This window comes from Streptomyces sp. NPDC024555, assembly GCF_055559335.1.
The window spans coordinates 388,917-409,550 of the sequence record NZ_JBVHKV010000004.1; the positions used below are offsets into that span (position 1 = coordinate 388,917).

The 20,634-nt window shown below is 71.5% G+C and carries 21 protein-coding genes; 13 read left to right on the forward strand and 8 right to left on the reverse strand.

Translation table 11 applies throughout. From position 1 onward, the window contains the following. Positions 1-21 precede the first annotated feature (21 nt). Positions 22-336 (reverse strand): ATP-dependent Clp protease adapter ClpS, encoded by a 315-nt coding sequence (clpS, locus tag ACZ4FH_RS09395; RefSeq protein WP_383640798.1) that lies wholly within the window; start codon positions 334-336, stop codon positions 22-24. A gap of 101 nt (positions 337-437) precedes the next feature. On the opposite strand from clpS, the gene ACZ4FH_RS09400 reads away from it, so the two are divergent. Together ACZ4FH_RS09400 and ACZ4FH_RS09405 are read left to right on the forward strand one after the other, a co-directional pair. Beyond that, positions 438-1,766, forward strand: coding sequence for a nicotinate phosphoribosyltransferase (locus tag ACZ4FH_RS09400; protein WP_467303481.1), 1,329 nt, complete (start codon positions 438-440; stop codon positions 1,764-1,766). Between the two features lie 144 nt (positions 1,767-1,910). Beyond that, a complete protein-coding gene (locus ACZ4FH_RS09405; protein WP_383640804.1) occupies positions 1,911-2,495 on the forward strand; it encodes an isochorismatase family protein in 585 nt (194 codons plus the stop codon). Between the two features lie 49 nt (positions 2,496-2,544). On the opposite strand, the gene ACZ4FH_RS09410 is transcribed toward ACZ4FH_RS09405, so the two are convergent. Next, a complete protein-coding gene (locus ACZ4FH_RS09410) occupies positions 2,545-2,877 on the reverse strand; it encodes a hypothetical protein (protein ID WP_467303482.1) in 333 nt (110 codons plus the stop codon). A gap of 124 nt (positions 2,878-3,001) precedes the next feature. Further along, a complete protein-coding gene (locus tag ACZ4FH_RS09415) occupies positions 3,002-5,398 on the reverse strand; it encodes an immune inhibitor A domain-containing protein (RefSeq protein WP_467303483.1) in 2,397 nt (798 codons plus the stop codon). Between the two features lie 367 nt (positions 5,399-5,765). Between ACZ4FH_RS09415 and ACZ4FH_RS09420 the strand changes: the two genes are divergently transcribed. Then, positions 5,766-6,074, forward strand: coding sequence for a hypothetical protein (locus ACZ4FH_RS09420; RefSeq protein WP_467303484.1), 309 nt, complete (start codon positions 5,766-5,768; stop codon positions 6,072-6,074). Positions 6,075-6,116: 42 nt separating this feature from the next. Here the strand turns inward: ACZ4FH_RS09420 and ACZ4FH_RS09425 are convergent, their stop codons facing one another. Beyond that, on the reverse strand, positions 6,117-6,767 hold the full coding sequence (locus tag ACZ4FH_RS09425; protein ID WP_383640815.1) for an RDD family protein: 651 nt from the start codon (positions 6,765-6,767) through the stop codon (positions 6,117-6,119). A gap of 93 nt (positions 6,768-6,860) precedes the next feature. Next, positions 6,861-8,375 (reverse strand): RDD family protein, encoded by a 1,515-nt coding sequence (locus ACZ4FH_RS09430; protein ID WP_467303485.1) that lies wholly within the window; start codon positions 8,373-8,375, stop codon positions 6,861-6,863. Between the two features lie 232 nt (positions 8,376-8,607). Between ACZ4FH_RS09430 and ACZ4FH_RS09435 the strand changes: the two genes are divergently transcribed. Then, positions 8,608-9,084, forward strand: a complete 477-nt coding sequence (locus ACZ4FH_RS09435; protein ID WP_383640819.1) for an SsgA family sporulation/cell division regulator — start codon at positions 8,608-8,610, stop codon at positions 9,082-9,084. A gap of 93 nt (positions 9,085-9,177) precedes the next feature. Here ACZ4FH_RS09435 and ACZ4FH_RS09440 read toward each other — a convergent pair whose 3' ends face one another. Next, positions 9,178-10,545, reverse strand: a complete 1,368-nt coding sequence (locus ACZ4FH_RS09440) for an FAD-binding oxidoreductase (RefSeq protein ID WP_467303486.1) — start codon at positions 10,543-10,545, stop codon at positions 9,178-9,180. Positions 10,546-10,642: 97 nt separating this feature from the next. Between ACZ4FH_RS09440 and ACZ4FH_RS09445 the strand changes: the two genes are divergently transcribed. Then, positions 10,643-12,361 (forward strand): tetratricopeptide repeat protein, encoded by a 1,719-nt coding sequence (locus ACZ4FH_RS09445; RefSeq protein ID WP_467303488.1) that lies wholly within the window; start codon positions 10,643-10,645, stop codon positions 12,359-12,361. A 336-nt stretch (positions 12,362-12,697) separates the two neighbouring features. Next, the gene (locus ACZ4FH_RS09450) at positions 12,698-13,237 is read left to right on the forward strand and encodes a hypothetical protein (protein WP_467303489.1); all 540 of its coding nucleotides are present in this window, start codon (positions 12,698-12,700) and stop codon (positions 13,235-13,237) included. A gap of 75 nt (positions 13,238-13,312) precedes the next feature. Here the strand turns inward: ACZ4FH_RS09450 and hppD are convergent, their stop codons facing one another. Further along, positions 13,313-14,458 (reverse strand): 4-hydroxyphenylpyruvate dioxygenase, encoded by a 1,146-nt coding sequence (hppD, locus tag ACZ4FH_RS09455; RefSeq protein WP_383640833.1) that lies wholly within the window; start codon positions 14,456-14,458, stop codon positions 13,313-13,315. Between the two features lie 133 nt (positions 14,459-14,591). Between hppD and ACZ4FH_RS09460 the strand changes: the two genes are divergently transcribed. From ACZ4FH_RS09460 to ACZ4FH_RS09490, 7 genes are all read left to right on the forward strand, one after another. Next, a complete protein-coding gene (locus tag ACZ4FH_RS09460; RefSeq protein ID WP_383640836.1) occupies positions 14,592-15,065 on the forward strand; it encodes an Lrp/AsnC family transcriptional regulator in 474 nt (157 codons plus the stop codon). A 15-nt stretch (positions 15,066-15,080) separates the two neighbouring features. Further along, on the forward strand, positions 15,081-15,728 hold the full coding sequence (locus ACZ4FH_RS09465; protein WP_383640839.1) for an ABC transporter permease: 648 nt from the start codon (positions 15,081-15,083) through the stop codon (positions 15,726-15,728). Continuing rightward, the gene (locus tag ACZ4FH_RS09470; protein WP_467303492.1) at positions 15,721-16,983 is read left to right on the forward strand and encodes an ABC transporter ATP-binding protein; all 1,263 of its coding nucleotides are present in this window, start codon (positions 15,721-15,723) and stop codon (positions 16,981-16,983) included. Before ACZ4FH_RS09465 ends, ACZ4FH_RS09470 begins: the two co-directional genes overlap by 8 nt. Next, positions 16,980-17,858 (forward strand): ABC transporter permease, encoded by an 879-nt coding sequence (locus ACZ4FH_RS09475; RefSeq protein WP_383640845.1) that lies wholly within the window; start codon positions 16,980-16,982, stop codon positions 17,856-17,858. The genes ACZ4FH_RS09470 and ACZ4FH_RS09475 overlap by 4 nt, the downstream gene beginning before the upstream one ends. After that, positions 17,855-18,829 carry a glycine betaine ABC transporter substrate-binding protein gene (locus ACZ4FH_RS09480; RefSeq protein ID WP_467303493.1) on the forward strand — a complete coding sequence of 325 codons (975 nt, stop codon included), beginning with the start codon at positions 17,855-17,857 and terminating at the stop codon, positions 18,827-18,829. The genes ACZ4FH_RS09475 and ACZ4FH_RS09480 overlap by 4 nt, the downstream gene beginning before the upstream one ends. A gap of 101 nt (positions 18,830-18,930) precedes the next feature. After that, positions 18,931-19,539: a helix-turn-helix domain-containing protein gene (locus ACZ4FH_RS09485; RefSeq protein ID WP_467303495.1), complete on the forward strand. Its 609-nt coding sequence runs from the start codon at positions 18,931-18,933 to the stop codon at positions 19,537-19,539. Positions 19,540-19,574: 35 nt separating this feature from the next. Further along, positions 19,575-19,775 (forward strand): hypothetical protein, encoded by a 201-nt coding sequence (locus tag ACZ4FH_RS09490; RefSeq protein ID WP_467303497.1) that lies wholly within the window; start codon positions 19,575-19,577, stop codon positions 19,773-19,775. Positions 19,776-19,822: 47 nt separating this feature from the next. Here ACZ4FH_RS09490 and ACZ4FH_RS09495 read toward each other — a convergent pair whose 3' ends face one another. Beyond that, positions 19,823-20,611 carry a YlbL family protein gene (locus ACZ4FH_RS09495; RefSeq protein ID WP_467303499.1) on the reverse strand — a complete coding sequence of 263 codons (789 nt, stop codon included), beginning with the start codon at positions 20,609-20,611 and terminating at the stop codon, positions 19,823-19,825. Positions 20,612-20,634 lie beyond the last annotated feature (23 nt).

The following is a 20,634-nucleotide window of genomic DNA, read 5'->3' on the forward strand; positions in this document are numbered from 1 at the left end:
CGGACGGGGCGGTGCGGAGGGTCAGTTGCGGTCCTGGGTGAGCGTGGCCCACAGCCCGTAGCCGTGCATGGCCTGGACGTCGCGCTCCATCTCCTCGCGGCTGCCGCTGGAGACGACGGCGCGGCCCTTCTGGTGGACGTCCAGCATCAGCTTGTGCGCCTTGTCCTTGGAGTAGCCGAAGTAGGCCTGGAAGACGTACGTCACGTAGCTCATGAGGTTGACCGGGTCGTTGTGGACCAGCGTCACCCAGGGGACGTCGGGCTCGGGGACGACGAGGTTCTCCTCGGCCGACTCGGGACGTTCGATCTCTGCGGGGGCGACACTCACTCCACCCATGCTGCCACTCCGGGGGGCCCGGCGCACAAACGGCCCCGCGCCGCGCCGGGTCCCGCACCCCCATCTCGTCACTTTGACGAAATAGGGGTAGCATCCCCGGCATGAACTCAGCGGACCTCGGGCGACGGGTCGGTGTGCCGTCGACCGCGCTCTTCACGGACCAGTACGAACTCACGATGGTGCAGGCCGCGCTCAAGGCCGGCACCGCCGGCCGGCGCTCGGTCTTCGAGGCGTTCACCCGCCGGCTGCCCGAGGGGCGGCGCTACGGCGTCGTCGCGGGCATCGGCCGGGTGCTGGACGCCGTGGAGAACTTCCACTTCGACGACGAGATGCTCGGCTTCCTGCGCGACCAGGACATCGTCGACGGGCCGACGCTCGCCTATCTCGCCGACTACCGCTTCGGCGGCGACATCTGGGGCTACCCGGAGGGCGAGGTCTACTTCCCCGGCTCGCCGATCCTGCGCGTCGAGGGCTCCTTCGCCGAGTGCGTGCTGCTGGAGACGGTGATCCTCTCCATCCTCAACCACGACTCGGCGATCGCCGCGGCGGCCTCGCGCATGTCGGCGGCGGCCGGCGGGCGCGGTCTGATCGAGATGGGGGCCCGGCGCACCCATGAGCTGTCGGCGGTGGCCTCGGCGCGCGCCGCGTACGTCGGGGGCTTCGACACCACCTCCGACCTGGCCGCGGGCTTCCGCTACAACATCCCGACGGTCGGGACGAGCGCCCACGCCTTCACCCTGCTGCACGACTCCGAGCGCGACGCGTTCCGGGCGCAGGTGGACTCGCTGGGCCGGGGCACCACGCTCCTGGTCGACACCTACGACGTGGCCGCCGCGGTCCGCACGGCGGTCGAGGTGGCGGGGCCGGAGCTGGGCGCCGTCCGCATCGACTCCGGGGACCTGTTGCTGGTCGCCCACCGGGTCCGCCAGCAGCTGGACGAGCTGGGGGCGACGGAGACGAAGATCGTGGTGACCTCGGACCTGGACGAGTACGCCATCGCCTCGCTGGCCGCCGCCCCGGTGGACGCGTACGGGGTGGGCACGCAGCTGGTCACCGGCAGCGGGCACCCCACCTGCTCCATGGTCTACAAGCTGGTGGCCCGCGCGGGCTCGGCCGATCCGGCCGACGAGCTGCTCCCGGTGGCGAAGAAGTCGCTGGGCGCGAAGTCCTCCAAGGGCGGGCGCAAGTGGGCGGCGCGCCGGCTGGACGCGGACGGGGTGGCCGAGGCCGAGGTGATCGGCACCGGTCCGGTCCCCGCGGAGCTGGCCGGCCGGCAGCTGCTGACGGAGCTGGTCCGGGGCGGCGAGGCGGTCGCCCGCGAGCCGCTGGACGCGGCGCGCGAGCGGCACATCGCGGCCCGCGCCGGGCTGCCGATGTCGGCGATGCAGCTGTCGCGCGGCGAGCCCGTGATCCCCACGGAGTACGTGTAGGAGGGGCCGGCGGTACCTACCGCCGGGCCCTTCGAACGGGCGGAGCGGGGCGTTCCCCTCCCGAACCCGTACCGGAGTCCCTAGGCTCGAAACCACCCCCTGTCACCGCCGCCCCCTCCCCTCCCCCACCGAAGGACACCCGTCATGCACCGCGCCTTGATCGTCGTGGACGTCCAGAACGACTTCTGCGAGGGCGGGAGCCTCGCGGTGGCGGGGGGCGCCGATGTCGCCGCCGCCATCACCGACCTCATCGGCGAGGCCCAGCCCGGTTACCGGCACGTGGTGGCCACCCGTGACCACCACATCGACCCGGGCGACCACTTCTCGGCCTCTCCGGACTTCGAGCACTCCTGGCCGGCGCACTGCGTCGCCGGTACGGAGGGGGTGGGCTTCCACCCCAATTTCGCCCCCGCGGTCGCCTCCGGGGCGATCGACGCCGTCTTCGACAAGGGCGCCCACGCCGCCGCGTACAGCGGTTTCGAGGGCCTGGACGAGAACGGTGTGGGGCTGGCCCAGTGGCTGCGCGCGCACGAGGTCACCGAGGTCGACGTGGTCGGCATCGCGACCGACCACTGTGTGCGGGCGACCGCGCTGGACGCCGTCCGCGAGGGCTTCGGCACGCATGTGCTGCTGGAGCTGACGGCCGGGGTCGCCGAGGCGACGACGGACCGGGCGCTGGCCGAGCTGCGGGAGGCGGGCGTGGTGCTCACCGGCAAGCCGGTGGTCTGAGCCCGCCTCCGGGGTGTCCGGGGCCCTCGCGCGCGGCGCGAGCGGCCCCTCAGCCCTGCCCGGCCGGTACGGCGGGCCGCAGCAGGGCCCGTATCGGGTGCCAGAGCTCCTGGGCCCGCTCGGGTCTCGCGCGCCACAGGAGCCCGTCGGGGTGGTGCAGGACGGCGGTGATCTCGTCCGGGGTGGGCGGCTCGGCGTTGCCGCGGAGATAGACGGCGCGCAGCCCCAGATTGCGCAGCCGGGTCAGGGCGCGGGCCCGGTTGGCCGCGTGCACCAGGACGCGGACCGGGGTGTCCGGTCCGCCGCCGCCCGCCGGTCTGGGCAGGGTGATCGCGACGACCACACTGCCGTTCGGCAACTTGCTGAATCCTCCGCCTGCCATGCTCCGCGCTCCCCCGTGAGACATCGTGTCAATAAGAAGTTGGACAAGAGGCACCTAAACACGATCGGCCGCCGCCCGCTAGGGGGCGACGGCCGATCATGGTGTGACCTGCGGTTTTACCGGATTACTTGTGCGAGGGTCCCACCTGGACGATCATCTGCGAGCCGTCGAGCGGCTCACTGAGGATCGCGATCCGGGTGTTGGTGTCAGCGACCTGCACGCTTCCGGTCTTGTTCTCCTTGTACCAGTAGGTGCCCTTGTGGTCGTCGAAGACCGGGACGCCGAGCTGCGGCCGGATCTTCGTGGCCACGTCACCGTTGTGCAGCGTGAAGCCGTCGGTGGGGTACCAGCTGAACGGAGCGTCGAAGGGCTGGATCTTGTTGCGGATGACCGAGCCGTCCGCCCACTTCAGCGGCTTGGCGTGCGCGTCGATCGGCAGGATCAGGCCCTGGCCCGGGTGGACCGAGACGTTGTTGTCCTTCTGCGAGCCGTCCCACAGCCAGATCATCAGGCCGTTCTGGTACGGGTAGTGCTCGACCCAGTCCGGACGGGTGTTGGAGAAGCCGAAGTTGTACGGGCCGACCTTGAGGGTCTGGTCGTACGAGACGTACTGGCGGTTCTCCGCGATGTAGCGCTGCGGGTAGTCCTTGGTGAAGGAGGCACCGACGCGCGAGAAGCCCTTCGCGGTCCAGCCGTTGTCGTCGCCCTCGGCGTTGTCCGAGAACAGCGCCGCGCCGTCCGCGGTGACCGAGATGGTGTCGGCCGCGAAGCCCACACCGCCCGCGCCGCCGTCGGTGGTGTAGCGGAAGCGGATGTCGATCTTCTTGCCCGCGTAGGCGTCGAGCGGGAACGACAGCTTCTGGTACTTCCCGGACACGTCGGTCAGGGCCGGCTTGTCACTGGCGTCGCGCGGGAGGGCCTTGCCGTCGGCGGTGCCGTCGATCGCGGTCCAGCTGGTGCCGCCGTTGTCCGACACCTCGGTGTAGAGGTAGTCGTAGTCCTTCTCGATGTCCCACCAGCCGGCGAGGTCGAGCGTGGCCTTGGCCTTGCCGGTCAGGTCGACCGAGCGCGACAGGGTGTTGTTCAGGTTGTCACCCATGTCGCTCCACCACTGCTTGGCGCCCTCGGCGGGCGTCGTGACAGCGGTGGTGACGGCCTTGTCGGGCAGCGTGACGACGAGCGCCTGCTTGTCCTTGGTGTTGTACTCGGACACGCCCAGCTTGTGGGTCGAGCGCGTCGCGGCCTTGGCCTCGGCGTAGTCGAGCCAGCCCAGCTGGAGCTTGTCCCAGGCGGTCATGTCGCCCGGCATGTCGCCGATGCTGCCCTTGCCCGTGCCGAGCCAGGAGCCCGCCGACATCAGCGACCAGAAACCGACCGAGTTCTCGGCGGTGTTGGTCGTGTCGTACAGGTCCGGCAGACCGAGGTCGTGGGCGTACTCGTGGGCGAAGACGCCCAGTCCGCCGTTCTCGGGCTGCGCGGTGTAGTCGCCGACCCACATGCCGGTGTCACCGATCTGGGTGCCGCCGGCCTTGTTCTGCTCCGGGCCGGTCGCGCCCACGTTGGTGCCGTAGGCGTACCAGCGGTGCGCCCAGATGGCGTTGGTGCCCTCGGCACCGCCGCCCGCCGACTCGTCCTCGCCGGCGTGCACGATCTGGAAGTGATCGATGTAGCCGTCGGGCTCGTTGAAGTCGCCGTCGTTGTCGTAGTCGTAGCGGTCCCACTGGTCGTACTGGGCCAGATCGGTCTTGATCTGCTCCGGCGTACGGCCCTTGGCCTTCTGGTCCGCGGCCCAGGCGTTGACGCCGTCACGGATCATGTCCCAGGCGTTGGCGCAGTTGGTCGAACCGCAGTAGTTCGAGCCGTAGCGCGCCTCGTTGTACGGGACCTTGACCCAGTCGGAGACCTCGCCGTCGACCGAGTAGCGCCCGGAGGACGTCTTCTCGTAGTACGTCTTGAGCGAGTTGGTGCCGGCCCCCGTGCCGAAGTACAGCTCCTGGAAGTGGGCCTGGTTGTAATCGGCCTGCCAGGCGGTGCTGTTGTCCTTCTTGGGGTCCGGCTTGGCTATCGTGTTGTGCGCCGGTCCGGGCGTGCCGCCGTACTTCTTGACCGGCGGCTTGGGGCCCTCGCCGTCCGGGTCGAACATGGTCGTGTTGTCGACCTGGTCGCCGAACTCCACCAGGACGGTGAAGATCTTGTCGGTCTTCTCACGGCCGAGTTCGACGTACTTCTTGTCGTCGAGCTTGACGACCTGGGAGGCGCCGCGCTTGGACGCCTTCTTGTCGCCGTCCAGGACCTGCTCCAGGGCGGCCTGACGCTGAGCGTCCTGCTGCTTGCTGAACGGGCCCGCCAGGTCGTGCGCGTTGCCCTTGGCCGACCCCGGGTCACGGCGGTCGATGGCGGTGGGGGCACTTGACGCCTGGTCATCCGCCTGCGCGGTGGCGAAGGCCGACGCGGTGGCGGCGGTCGCGGCCATGGCCACGACAACCGCTCCGGTGCGAAGCGCCCGTCTCTTAATGATCACGTGATGCAGTCCTCCCCGGCGCCCGCGGCTGCGGCCTGGAGGTGTGTAGGGGCCGCGCGCGGATACGCGTCACAAGTGACGCTATTCGACCGGAGTTACAGAAGAAAAGACAGACCTTGACTTGAACAGACCAAGTGCACTATGCAGGAGATCATTTCCGGTATCCGGACGGCTTCGCCCTTTCAACCGGCGCGCCCTGCCCCTCAATCGGCGCATGATATGACTCCATGCGCCCCCCGTGCACCGGTACCGTGGGTTAGGTCACGCTTACTAAGTGTTCCGCTCGGGCATGCACCGTCGTAGAGTCCTAGACAGCGAAACCGTGTCGAGCGACCGCCCATCCGACGTCCCGAGGACGGATACCGCCATGCCGCGACCGACTGCCGCACAGCTCTTATTCGGTTCGGCGACCGTCGTCTTCACGACCCTCGCCATGCTGCTGCTGTCCGGGGCCACTTCGGGCACCGGCATCGCCCTCATCGGTACGGCCGCGCTCGCGCTCGGCCTTCTGGTGGCCGTCACCGTACCCCTCCGGACGCGTGGACGCACGGGGAACGCGGCAAGCAGCCCCCTCACCGTGCCGGTCCACCCCGCCGCCGGCCCCGACGTGCAGAGCACGATCCCGGCCGCCCGCGCCGCCGCCCCCCGCGTGGGCGAGCACTCGCTCCGGCACTGACCCCGACGGGCCCGGCCGGCCGTCGCGCGGCCGGGCACCCCGTCAGGTGGTGACCACCACCACGGTCTTGGCCGCCTTGTCCTGGAGCCCCTGCTTGTACGGCTTGTCCGTGAACATCAGCACGATGTTGATGAGCCACCACAGGCACGGGCAGCACATCAGCGCCGGCAGCCACAGCACCACGGCCCGCAGGAAGGCGCTCCCGGTGTCCGGCACCCGGCCGTCGTTGAGCATCGCCACCCGCATCTTCAGCAGCCGCTTGCCCACGGTGCGGCCGTCCTTGTGGGTGAAGTACGTGTCGTACGCGACGTAGACCACCAGCCCGATCAGCGACCAGAGCAACTGGTGGCCGCTGTACGTCTGGGCGAAGACGTCGCTCACGTCGTCGTTGCCGTTGCCGTCCGAGACCTCCACCGCACCGCCCCAGGGCAGCGAGATCAGGTACAGCGGGATCGAGATGATCAGGAAGTCGATCAGCCGGGCCAGGATCCGCTTGCCGGGTTCGGCCAGCGGCGGCATGCCCGCCAGCGGATCCGCCCCGCCGTACGGACCGCCGCCCTGGCCGGGATCGTACGGCGGCGGGGGCGGCGCGCTGTCGTAGGGCGAGCCCGACGACGGCGGAGGGTCATGGGGCTTCTTGAGGAACGGGTCCTCCTCGGGCGGCTGACCGGACGTCGGCTGATCGTTGCTCATGGGGGCAGTGCACCCCGCCACACCCTCCCCCGCAACGGCTCAGGTGCGTTCGGGGGACGGTCCGGAACCGATGTCGACGTCCGCGCGGGGAACTCAGCCCGCCACGAAGGTGCGGGCCGCCTTGTCGTGCCAGCACTGGCGCCACGGGCGGTCGAACACGCACCACACCACGTTCACCACGCCGATCACCAGCAGGCCCAGCACCCCGTAGACCAGCCAGCGGCGCGTCGCCGCGCCGAAGCCCGGAGTGTCCTGGGACTCGATGTCCCGTACGTCGAGCCCGCAGAGCCTCTTGCCGAGCGTGCGGCCCCACTTGGCGGTCGGCAGGACCTCCAGCAGGAAGCCCGCCACCAGGAAGACCGCGAGGAGCACACCGGCCAGGGTCCCGGTGGTGGAGTCCAGCAGCCAGACGGTGACGGTCTCCCCGCTCAGCTTCGCCGCGTCGATCTTGGTCTCGATGTGGTCGGCGGCCCGCGTCACGAGCGGCACGGCGGCGGCGCCGACGACCGCGCCGAGCACCACCGCGTCGATGAGCCGGGCCGCGAACCGCTTGCCCAGCGCGGCCGGCCGGCCCGCCGCGCGGGCCGCCACCATCTGCTGGAACGGGTCGTCGACCGGCGGCTTCCACGGCACCACGGGCTGCTCGGACTGCGGCTGCCGCGCCGTCCCGGGCGGGGCCGGCCGCGACTGCTGCGGGAACACGGGCTGCTGCTGCACCGGGGGGTGCGGCTGCTGCGGGGCGGGCGGTTCGGGACGGGCCTGCCGGCTGACGTGCTGCGCCCAGGAACCGGCCGCCGCGGGGTCCTGCCCGGCCGGGGCGGGCGCGGCCTGCGGAGCCGGCGCGGCCTGCGGGGCGGCGGTCTCGGCCGGGGCCGCGGGCGGGTTGAGCGCCCGGATCGCCATCGTCCCCTCGGTGGACGGCGTCTGCGGGCCGAGCGCGCGGATCGTGACCGTGCCCTCGGCGGGCGGCTTCGGGGCGTCGGACGAGCCGCCGGGGCGGCCCGGACGCACGGCCCTGATGGCGACCGTGTGCTCGGGCGCGTCGCCGGAGGCACCGTCACGGACCGCGGGCGGCCCGCCCGCCGGGGGCGTGGCCTGGGCGGGCACCCGGGGATCGACGGGGGCCCGGTCCGCCGGGACGGCGTCCGCGGGCGCGGAGCCGGCGGGGAGGGCGCGGGCGGCGGGGGCCGGGCCGAGCGCCGGGCGGGCGTCGGCCGGGGCCGGGGCGATGCCCTCGGGGGCCACGGGTCCCTCGCCGGGGCGGCCGCCCCAGGAGACCCGGCGGTCGTGGTCGCCGCCGAAGCCGGACTGCCGGGAGGCGTCGGCCTTCCAGGCGGAGGCCGGTTCGGGGCGGCTGTCCCGCGGCTCCTCGTCGAAGAAGACCGGTCCGGTCTCCTCGACCGCCGCGGGCGCGGGAGCGGGAACCGGGGCGGGCGGCTCACCGGCGGGGGCGGCGGGCATGGGCTCGCCCTGGCGCGGGGCGGGGCGGCTGGTGCCGGGCACCCAGGAAGCGCCGTTCCAGTACCGGACGTAGCCGGGAATGGACGGGTCGGGGTAGTACCCCTCGCGGGGGGTGTCGTCACCGGGTGCCGGGGTTGGGGCGCTCATCACCGTGGTCCCGTATCTCTTCGAGGCGTTGGACCGGCCGCCCGGTCCTCATACATAGGGTCCACATCTACCAGACACCCGCCTCCCACCGGGCGGGTCCCGGGGTTTGGGCCCCTTTCCGGGCACCCCGAAATATTTTTCCCGAAGTCGCGTAATGGATGACGGGGAGGGCGCTCTCTCCCTGTGCGGGCGGTCGTGGGACCGGCCCACAGGCACCGAAAGGACGCACCTGATGAACACCGTCGTGGAACGTGAGCTGGAGCTCAAGCTGGTTCTTTCGCCGGAGCGCAGCATCCCCGTACCGGCCCGGCTGTCGTACCGGACCGAGGACCCGTACGCCGTGCACATCACCTTCCACATCGGCTCGGACGCCCCGGTGCACTGGACGTTCGCCCGCGATCTGCTGGTCGAGGGGGTGTTCCGGCCGTGCGGGCACGGGGACGTGCGGATCTGGCCCACCAAGATCGACCGGCGCAGCGTCATCTGCGTGGCACTGACCTCGCCCGACGGCAACGCCCTGCTGGAGGTGCCGTCCGCGGCCGTGGCCGCCTGGGTGGAGCGGACGCTGCGGATCGTGCCGCCGGGGACGGAGGCCGGCCGGCTCGGGATCGACGACGCGCTGGCCGAGCTCCTCGCCCCGCTGCCCGCCGACGACCTGTGGATGAGCGACCCCTGGCCGTCGGACGAGTCGCAGGACGGGGAGGGTTGAGGGGTACGGGTGGCGGGCGGCGGGGCGCGGCCGGGGCCGGTGGCCCCGGAGCCCGCCCTCGGCACCTGTCCGTCCCTGGGCGGCCGCGCGGCGTCAGAAGACCTTGCCCGGGTTGAGGAGGCCGAGCGGGTCGAAGGCGTGCTTGATGCCCCGGTGCAGTTCGACGGCCACGTCGCCGAGTTCGCGGGCCAGCCACTCCTTCTTGAGGACGCCCACGCCGTGTTCGCCGGTGATGGTGCCGCCGAGTTCCAGGCCGAGCGCCATGATCGCGTCGAAGGACTCGCGGGCGCGCCGGGACTCGTCGGGGTCGGTGTGGTCGAAGCAGACGACGGGGTGGGTGTTGCCGTCGCCCGCGTGCGCGCAGACGCCGATGGTGAGGCCGTACTTCGCGGCGATGTCCGCGGTGCCGTCCAGCATGGCGCCGAGCTTCGAGCGCGGGACGCAGACGTCGTCGATCATCGTGGCCGAACTGACGGTCTCCAGGGCGGTGAGCGACATCCGGCGGGCCTGGAGCAGCAGTTCGGACTCGGCGGTGTCCTCGGCGGGGACGACCTCGGTGGCCCCGGCGGCGGTGCAGAGGGCGGCGACGGCGGCCAGGTCGGCGGTGGGGTCGGGGGTGTCGAAGGCGGCGAGCAGCAGCGCCTCGGTGGTCTCGGGGAGGCCCATCTGCGCCAGGCGGTTGACGGCCTGGACTGTTGTGCGGTCCATCAGTTCGAGGAGTGACGGGGTGTGGCCGTCCTCCATGATCCGGCAGACGGCGTCGCAGGCGCTCGCCGCGCTGGGGAACTCGGCGGCCAGGACGAGTTGCCGGGGCGGTCGCGGCTTGAGCGCGAGCACGGCCTTCACGACGACGCCCAGGCTCCCCTCGGAGCCGACGAAGAGCCGGGTCAGGTCGTATCCGGCGACGCCCTTGGCGGTGCGGCGGCCGGTGCTGAGGAGGCGTCCGTCGGCGAGGACGACGTCGAGCCCGAGGACGTATTCGGCGGTGACCCCGTACTTCACGCAGCACAGACCGCCGGACGCGGTGCCGATGTTGCCGCCGATGGTGCACATCTCCCAGCTGGAGGGGTCCGGCGGGTAGTACAGGCCCCGGTCCTCGACGGCCCGGGAGAGCACGGCGTTGACGACGCCCGGCTCGACGACGGCGACGCGGTCGACGGTGTCGATCTCCAGGATGCGGTCCATCTTGACCAGGGAGAGCACGATGCAGCCGTCCGTGGCGTTGGCGGCGCCGGACAGCCCGGTGCGGGCGCCCTGGGGGACGACGGGGACGCGCAGCGCCGTGGCGGTGCGCATGACGTGCTGGACCTGCTCGACGGTGCGGGGCAGCGCGACGACGGCCGGGGTGCCGGCCTCGCAGAAGCTCGCCATGTCGTGGGCGTAGGAGGCGGTGACGTCCGGGTCGGTGATCAGGGCTTCGGCCGGCAGGCCCGCGCGCAGCAGTTCGAGAAGATCGTCCATGATCCAAGACTGGCATCCGGGCCCATTGGTGTGAACCCGTCGGCGGTGGCCATCGCAAGGCGCGGTGTGCTCTTCGTACTGACGCAGAGTGATCGGCATGGACGTCACGCCACAGCAGCCGCCCAAGGCCCCCGGGCCCGGCCCCTCCGCCCGCGCCACCAGCGATCCGCCGTACGACCCCGCGGGGCATCTCCCGCACGACCCCGGTGACCTCGCCGACCCGCCGCCCGTCTCGCTGCGCACCACGCTGCGCAGGGCGGCGTTCGGGGTGGTGGCGGGGGCGGTGCTGGTGACCGGGGCGGTGGTCGCGGTGCCCGACGAGGACGGGGACGGGGCGCCGCCGGTCTCGGGACCGGTCGCGCGGGCGATGGGCGCGACGGCGGCGGGCTCCCCCGCCTCGCTCGCCGATCTGAAGGCCCTGATCGGGGACCGGCGGTCCTGGGTGGAGACGCATCCCTCGGACGCGGCGTCCTGGGCGGTGCTCGGTACGGCGTACGTGCGGTGGGGGCGGCGGGCCGCCGACCCGGGGTCCTTCCCGCGGGCCGAGCAGGCGCTGAAGCGGTCGCTGTCCGTGCAGCCGGGCGAGAACGGCAACGAGGCGGCCTGGGTGGGCCTGGCCGCGCTGGCCAACGCCCGCCACGACTTCGTGACGGCGAAGAAGTGGGGCGAGACGGTCCGGGCCCGGCGGCCCAAGGAGTGGACCGTCTATCCGGAACTGATCGACGCCTACAACGGCCTGGGCGAGTACACCTCGGCGACCAAGGCGGCCGAGAAGTACGCGGCGCTGCGCTCGGGCGTGCCCGCGCTCGGGCGGACGGCGGACATGTACCGGGTGCGGGGCTGGCGCGAGGACGCCCTGGCCACCGCGCAGGACGCCGCGGGCCGGGCGAAGACCCCGGCGGAGAAGGCGGCGTGCCTGTCCCGGCTGGGCGATCTGGCGTGGGAGCGCGGGGAGCCCGAGGAGGCGGTCGCCCAGTACGGCGCGGCCCTGCGCACCGACGCCTCGCACCATCCCGCGCTGGCCGGCCGGGCCCGCGCGCTGGCGGCCCTGGGCCGCGCCGACGAGGCCCAGCGCGACTACCAGGCCGCGCTGCGCGCGGCGCCGGGGCCGGAGTACCTGCTGGAGCTGGGCGAGTTGTACGAGTCGCTGGGGCTGGACGGCGATTCGGTCAACCAGTACACCCGGCTGCGCGCGGCGCTCGCGAAGGAGGAGAAGCAGGGGGTCGACGCGTCCCTGCTGCTCGGCCGTTTCGAGGCGGCGCACGGCGACGCCTCCGCGGCGGTGGAGCTGCTGCGGGCGGAGTGGGACCGGGGGCACCACAGCGCGGAGGTGGCCGACGCGCTGGGCTGGGCGCTCCAGCGTTCGGGCGACTCGGACGGGGCGCTGGAGTACGCGCAGCGCGCGGTGGACTCGGGCGGGCGGAACGCCTCGTTCGCGTACCACCTGGGCATGGTCCAGCGGGCGTTGAACGACGTCGGTCCGGCGCGCCGCCATCTGGAGGAGGCGCTGCGCACCAACCCCCGTTTCTCGCCGCTGGACGCCCCCCGGGCGCAGGAGGCGCTGGACACACTGGGACAGCCCCCGGCGGGCGGTCCGGGCGAGGCCCCGGCGGCGCCCGATCCGGCCCCCTCGGCGCAGCCCTCGTCGGCGCCCCGGGAAGACGCGCCCGACCCGGCGGCACCGGCCGTGGAAGCCCCGCAGGCACCGGGCGAGGCTCCGGCCCCGGCGGCGGGCCCACCCGGGCACCCGGCCGGCACGGGCGCACCCGCGCCCACCGCCTCACCGGCGGCCACCGCTTCACCGGCGGGCCACTGACGCGATCACGCCCCCACGCCCGACGGGCGGGCCGGAGATCCGGCCCGCCCGTCCGCGTCCCGTCGGCCGGACGGGCACCACCACAGCCTCTGTCCTCACCGGATGAATGACTCCGTGTACGGGCATTGCGCACGTTCGCCGCAGAACTCACCGTGCCCGAGGGGCTCGCGCACGAGACTTTTCCGTCACCAGTATCGTGCGCTCATTCGATCTTCGCGCGACCTCGGGAAACCCGCCCGGGAGCGTTCCGGCGAGGTCGACGTCAAGGTCTGCCACGACGCCGCATGACGGGCGGACCGGAATCGGCCGGCCCCGTCGGGGTCCTGAGGGGGGTACGTGAACAGAACGACGTGGATCGCATGGGTACTGGCGGTCATCGCCGTGGGAGCCACGGGCTGCGGCACGGGCGGCACGGGCGCCGGAACCTCCGCTCCGAAGTCGGTGGCGCCCCGGCCCCAAGGCACCGGACCTCTCCCGGAGAAGGTCGTACGCGCAGACCTCGACACCACGGCCGCGGAGGCGGGGGTCCTGAACAACGCCCCGGACTACGCCCGCTCGGCCGAGAACCGGACGGACGGCTCACTGGCCTCGTGCACCGTCGCCTTCAAGGGCTACGGGACCAAGGCCGAGCCCGCCGACCCCGCCCTCTTCGACCGAGTGGTGAGCGGGCTCCACGAACGCGACTGGCGGGAGTCCCGTCAACGGGAGGAAGACACACGCGGAGGATCCGTCGCCGAGGCCCGTGTGGTCCTCGAACAGCGCGGCTGGACGCTGATCGCGTCGTACCAGGACGTCTTGAACGGCGTGATCACCCTGCAGGCCGCCGAGGACAGCTGCGTCGAGGGCGTCGACGGCGATGTCGGGCTGTTCGGCTGACGGTCCGCCCCACGCCCGACGGGCGGGCCGGAGATCCGGCCCGCCCGTCGTCGTGCTCCCCCGTGGATCCGGGGATCAGAGGTTGCCGCGCTTCTCCTGCTCGCGCTCGATGGCCTCGAACAGGGCCTTGAAGTTGCCCTTGCCGAAGCCCATGGAGCCGTGGCGCTCGATCATCTCGAAGAAGACGGTCGGCCGGTCCTGGACCGGCTTGGTGAAGATCTGCAGCAGATAGCCGTCCTCGTCGCGGTCGACGAGGATCTTCTGCTCGCGCAGGGTCTCGATGGGCACCCGGGTCTCGCCGGCCCACTCGCCGAGGGTGTCGTAGTAGGAGTCCGGGGTGTCGAGGAACTGCACACCGGCGGCGCGCATGGCCTTGACCGAGGCGACGATGTCGTTGGTGGCGAGCGCCATGTGCTGGACGCCGGCGGCGCCGTAGAACTCCAGGTACTCGTCGATCTGCGACTTCTTCTTCGCGATCGCGGGCTCGTTGATCGGGAACTTGACCTTGAGCGTGCCGTCCGCGACGACCTTCGACATCAGGGCGCTGTACTCGGTCGCGATGTCGTCGCCCACGAACTCCTTCATGTTCGTGAAGCCCATGACCTTGTTGTAGAACGCCACCCACTCGTTCATCTTCCCGAGTTCCACGTTGCCGACGCAGTGGTCGATGGCCTGGAAGAAGCGCTTGGCCGGGGGCTCGACGATCGGGTCGGCGGCGACGTAGCCGGGGAGGTAGGGGCCGTCGTAGCCGGTGCGCTCGACGAGGGTGTGGCGGGTCTTGCCGTACGTGGCGATGGCGGCGCGCACGACGGTGCCGTGCTCGTCCTTCGTCTCGTAGGGCTCCTCGATGCCGGTGGCGCCGTGCTCGACGGCGTAGGCGTACGCGGCGCGCGCGTCGGGGACCTCGATGGCCAGGTCGATGACGCCGTCGCCGTGCGCCGTGACGTGGTCCTCCAGGAAGTGGCCCCAGTCGGTGGACGCCTTGACGACGGAGGTGAGGACGAAGCGGGCGGAGCCGCTGGTGAGGACGTAGCTCGCGGTCTCGCGGCTGCCGGTCTCCGGTCCGGAGTAGGCGACCAGCTTCATGCCGAAGGCCGTCGAGTAGTAGTGCGCGGCCTGCTTGGCGTTGCCGACGGCGAAGACGACGGCGTCCATTCCCTTGACCGGGAAGGGGTCGGCCTGCCGGACGGTGTCGGGGGTGTTGTGCATCGTCTCAGTCATGTCTGAAGGTTCCCGCCGCTCCGCAAGGTGCGCAACACTTCGTGAAATCGCTGGTCACTTTGACTAGCACATGCCCATGATGAGCGGGCTATCTGTACATGATGACCATCACAGTGCACCTCGGAGGGGACCCATGGCGATCGATCATCTGGACGGCCGGCTCATCGTGCTGCTGGCCCGTGAACCCAGGATCGGCGTCCTGGAGGCGTCGCGCAGGCTGGGCGTGGCGCGCGGGACCGTACAGGCGCGGCTGGACCGCCTTCAGTCGAATGGCGTCATCCGGGGTTTCGGCCCCGACGTGGACCCGGCGGCGCTCGGCTATCCGGTCACCGCGTTCGCGACGCTGGAGATCAAACAGGGCCAAGGCGCCGACGTACGGGCGCATTTGAGGGGGGTGCCGGAGGTGCTGGAGCTGCACACCACCACCGGGCACGGCGACATGCTCTGCCGGCTGGTGGCCCGTTCCAACGCCGATCTCCAGCGGGTGATCGACCGGGTTGTCGGATTTGATGGCATCGTCCGGGCCTCCACGGCCATCGTCATGGAGAACCCGGTCCCCCTGCGCGTCATCCCGCTCGTGGAACAGGCGGCGCAGGACACCGACTGAGCCGAGGAGTGACGGGTGAGCTTCTGGGAGTACCTGGGGAATCGGCACCAGCAGTTGCTCACCGACGCGTTCCAGCACGCGAGCGCCGTCTTCCAGTGCATGGTCATCGCCACCGTGCTGGGGGTGCTGATCGGGGTGGTGAGCTACCGCAGCGGCTGGGGCTCCTCGGTGGCGATCACCTCGACGGCGACCGTGCTGACCATTCCGTCGCTCGCCGCGATCGGTCTGCTGATCCCGCTGGTCGGGCTGGGGGTGGCACCGACGGTGATCACCCTGACCCTGTACGGGCTGCTGCCGATCGTCCGCAACTCCATCGTGGGGCTGCGCGGGGTCGATCCCGCGCTGGTGGACGCGGCCAAGGGCATCGGGATGTCGCGGACCGCGCGGCTGTGCCGGGTCGAACTGCCGCTGGCCTGGCCGCCGATCCTCACCGGCATCCGGGTCTCCACCCAGATGCTGATGGGCATCGCCGCCATCGCCGCGTACGCCTCCGGGCCCGGTCTGGGCAACGAGATCTTCCGCGGGATCGCCTCGCTCGGCAGCGCCAACGCCATCAACCAGGTCCTCGCGGGCACGGTCGGCATCGTCATCCTGGCCCTGCTCTTCGACGCCGCCTACGTCCTGCTGGGACGGCTCACCATCCCGAGGGGGATCCGTGTCTGAGACCGCGGCACCGGCCACCGAGGAGCCGGCCGACCACACCGCCTCCGGCGCCACCATCCAACTGGAGGACCTGACCAAGCAGTACCCGGGCAATCCGAGCCCGGCCGTCGACAACGTCTCGATGGACATCAGGGCCGGGGAGACCGTCATCTTCGTGGGCCCGTCCGGCTGCGGGAAGTCGACCACGCTGAAGATGATCAACCGGCTGATCGAGCCGACCTCCGGCCGGATCAGGATCGGCGACGAGGACGTCACCGACATCGACCCGGTGAAGCTGCGCCGCAAGATCGGTTACGCGATCCAGTCCTCCGGCCTCTTCCCGCACATGACGGTCGCGGAGAACATCGGCCTCGTCCCCAAAATGGTCGGCTGGTCCAAGGCGAAGGTGAAGGACCGGGTCGAGGAGATGCTGGACCTGGTGGGCCTGGACCCGCGCGAGTTCCACGGCCGCTATCCGCGCGCGCTCTCCGGAGGCCAGCAGCAGCGCGTCGGCGTGGCACGGGCGCTGGCCGCCGATCCGCCGGTGCTGCTGATGGACGAGCCCTTCGGCGCGGTCGACCCGATCACCCGCGACCACCTCCAGGACGAGCTCATCCGGCTCCAGCACGAACTGCACAAAACAATCGTCTTCGTCACCCACGACTTCGACGAGGCGATCAAGCTGGGCGACCGGATCGCCGTGCTCCGCGAGCACTCCCACATCGCGCAGTTCGACACCCCGGAGGCCATCCTCACCAACCCGACCGACGATTTCGTCTCCGGTTTCGTCGGGGCCGGTGCGGCGCTCAAGCGGCTCAACCTCACCCGCGTACGTGATGTGGAGGTCGCCGACTTCCCCACGGTGACGGTGGACGACCCGCTCCAGTCGATCTTCAACAAGCTGCGCAGCGGCCCGCACAACGAACTGCTGATGCTGGACCGCAGGAACCGCCCCTACAAGTGGCTGCGGCGCGGCGACCTGATGCGGGCCCGGGGCTCGCTGGCGCGGGCCGGGCAGCTGGTGCACGACACGGTGACCCGGGACGCGACGCTGCACGACGCGCTGGAGGCGGTGCTGACCGACAGCGGCGGGCGGGTCGCGGTGACCGGGCGGCGCGGCGAGTTCATCGGCGTCGTCGACATGCACACCCTGATGAACTCGGTGCACGAACTGCTGGAGGCCGACCGGCTCACCGCCATCGAGCACCAGCACGAGCTGGAGGAGCTGCGCACCCATCAGACCGCCCAGGAGCTGGAGGGCGGTGCGGGCGCATGAACGACTCCTCCGGCCGCCGTACGGGCGGCGCGCCCCCGTCGGCCGACCGCGACCGGCCGCCGGGCGAGCACGACGTCAAGGGCCACGCCTTCCGCGACGAGGAGGAGGAGCCCGTCGCGTCGCCGGCCGGGCCGCGCCGCCGGATCACCTGGCAGAAGCTGGTGACCGTCCCGGCGGCGCTGGCCGTGGTGCTGGTGGTCACGTACCTCTGGATCAGCAACGCCGACCTGGACTCGATCGCGGAGAACTCGCTGGCCGGGGACGTGGTGGAGGTGCGGTGGTGGCAGCACGTCCGGCTCACCGCGATCTCCACGTTCTGGGTGCTGATCATCGCGATTCCGCTGGGCATCGCGCTGACCCGGCGGGGGCTGAGCAAGGCCGCCCCGGTCGTCACGGCGATCGCCAACATCGGCCAGGCGACCCCGGCCATCGGCCTGCTGGCGCTGCTGGTGATCTGGCTGGGCATCGGCCCGTCCACGGCGATCACCGGCATGGTGATCTACGCGGTGCTGCCGGTGCTCTCCAACACGGTGGCCGGTCTGCGGGCCATCGAACCGACGCTGGTGGAGGCCTCGCGCGGGATCGGGATGTCCGCGATGGGCACGCTGCGCAAGGTCGAACTGCCGCTCGCCGTCCCGCTGATCCTGGCCGGGGTGCGGACCGCGCTGGTGCTGAACGTGGGCACCGCGACGCTGGCCACCTTCGGCGGGGGCGGCGGGCTGGGCGACCTGATCACCACCGGCATCCAGACCCAGCGCATGCAGGTCCTCGTGCTGGGCTCGATCCTCACCGTGGTGCTGGCCCTGCTCGTGGACTGGCTGGCCTCGCTGGCCGAGGTGGCGCTGACGCCGCGCGGCCTGGAGGTGGAGCGATGAGGCGGTGGCGTACGGGCCTGGCGGCCGGGGCCGCGCTGGCGCTGGTGCTGGCCGGGTGCGGGCTGAAGAGCGGTTCGCCGATGGTGGACGACGTGCGGCCCGGCTCGGTCGGACAGGGCGAGCCCCTGAAGGGCGCCTCGCTGACGGTCACCTCGAAGAACTTCAGCGAGAACATCATCCTCGGCCAGATGATCGGCCTGATCTTCAAGGCCGCCGGCGCCGAGGTCCTGGACCGGACGAACCTGCCCGGTTCCATCAGCGCCCGCGAGGCCATCGTCAAGGGCGACGCCGACGCGATGTACGAGTACACGGGCACCGGCTGGATCACCTATCTGGGCCATACGAAGCCGATCACCGACCCGCAGGCCCAGTGGCGGGCGGTCCGCGACGAGGACCGGAAGAACGGGGTGACCTGGCTCCCCCAGTCGACGCTGAACAACACCTACGCCCTCGCCATCAGCCGGAAGAACAACGCGAAGTACCACCTGAAGACGCTCTCCGACGTGGCCGCGCTCGCCGAGGAGAAGCCCTCGGCGGTGACGGTCTGCGTCGAGAACGAGTTCGCCTCGCGCGACGACGGACTGCCCGGGATGGAGAAGGCGTACGGGATGTCCCTCCCGGCGGCCAACATCAAGAAGATGGACGCCGGGATCATCTACACCCAGGTCTCCAAGTCGAACTCCTGCCTCCTGGGCGAGGTGTACACCACGGACGGGCGCATCAAGGCGATGAACCTGGAGGTGCTGGAGGACGACAAGCACTTCTTCCCCAACTACAACGCGGCGCCCGTCATCCACACCGCGACCTTCGACAAGTACCCGGAGATCGCCGGTCTCCTGGACCCGCTGAGCAAGAGGCTGACCACCGAGGTCGGCCAGGCGCTGAACGCCAAGGTGGACGTCGACGGGGAGGATCCGCACGAGGTGGCCAAGGACTGGCTGATCGAGCAGGGGTTCATCAAGAACGGCTGAACCGGGGGCGGCCGGGTCCGCCCGGCACCGCACCGACGGGTTGCAAAACTCTTTTGCAAAAGACTGTTGCAAAGGTTCCTTTGCAACTCTATGGTTGGGGCATGCCAACGACGGACCCCCAGGACGGCGACCCGGTCGCGAAGCCCCCGCAACTGCTCGACATCGACGCCCGCGGACTGCGCGCCCTGGCCCACCCGCTCCGCCTGAGCCTCCTCAACAGCCTCCGCGAGTCCGGCCCCGCCACCGCGTCCGGCCTCGCGGAACGGCTCGGCGAGTCCAGCGGCGCCACCAGCTACCACCTGCGCCAACTCGCCGCGTACGGATTCGTCGAGGACGACCCCACCCTCGGCAAGGGCCGCGAACGGTGGTGGCGCGCGGTGCACGTGGGCGCCACCTTCGGCCCGGAGTTCCTGTACGACCCGGACCCCGAGGTGCGCGGCGCCATGGGCAACGTCCTCCAGTGGGTCGCCTCGGTCCACGCCCAGGAGGTGGGCCACTGGATCGGCACCACGCAGGACTGGTCCCGCGCATGGTTCGAGGCCTCGGACCTCAGCGACTTCAAGGTCCGCCTCACCCCCGAGCTCTCCCGCCAACTCGCGGACGAGATCCACGCGTTGATCAACAGCTACCGGGGCCGCGTGTCCGAGGACACCGAGGGGTCCGCCGTCGTCCGCACTCATCTCCACATGTTCCCGCGCTCCACCAGCTGACCTTCCGCGCCCCGCCACTGAGAGGAACACCCGACATGAACGCCGAGAACCACCTCCAGCTGCACCGCATCCGCGCCGCCGAACTGCGCTCCCACGCCGACGAGTTCCGCCTCGGCCTGCTGGCCGCCCCCCGTCAGGACCTGCGCACCCGGCTGGGCTGGGGCCTGGTCGAGCTGGGCCTCCGCATGATCCCCCGCACCCCGGTCGTCCGGACCCGCGCGCCGCGCCTGGTCTGACCCCCGCCGCCCGGTCCGGTCCCGGCCGGGAGCCGGCGGCCCCGGCCTCAGCAGCCCGGGACCTTCCCCCCGTGCTCCAGGGCCCGCAGCGAGGACACCGCGTCCTTCAGCGTCGTGACCGGGATCAGCCGCAGCCCCTCGGGCAGCTCGGCCTTCGCCTCCGAGCACTCGGCCTTCGGTACGAGGAAGACGGTCGCCCCGTCCCGCCGGGCCGCCTGCGTCTTGAGCGACACCCCACCCACCGCGCCGACGTCCCCGTCCGCCTGAATGGTGCCCGTCCCGGCGATGGTCCGGCCCCCCGTGAGGTCCCCGCCGGAACCGTCGCCGTCGAGCTTGTCGATGATGCCGAGCGCGAAGAACAGCCCCGCGCTCGGACCGCCCACATCCGCCAGATGCAGGGTGACGTCCACCGAACCGGGCTTGCGCCCCAGGTAGTTCAGCGCCGCGTCCACGGCCGCGTCCTGCGACTTCGCCATGTCGTCCAGGTTGTGCTGCTCGATCTCCTTCTCCGAGCCGCCGCTCGGGTACACCGAGTCGTGCGGCATGACCGCCCGGTCCGTACGGAACCAGCTGTCCAGCACATCCCCGAAGCCGACCTTCGCGTCCGGCCCGGTCGCCACGATCGTGGTCATCCGCAGCTGGCCCGTGGTGGTCCGGGTGGGCGTGCCCTCGATGCTGATCACCGGGGTGCCGTGGTCCTCCCCCAGCACGTTCGCCGTGGTACCCGGCTGCGCCAGCGTGAACGGCAGCGGCGCGAAGGCGGCCACGCCGAACAGGGCGAGGACCGGCAGGGCGCACAGGGCGAGGGTGCGGGGGCGCGAACGAGATGTGGACACCCGCCCAATCTAACCGGCCCGCG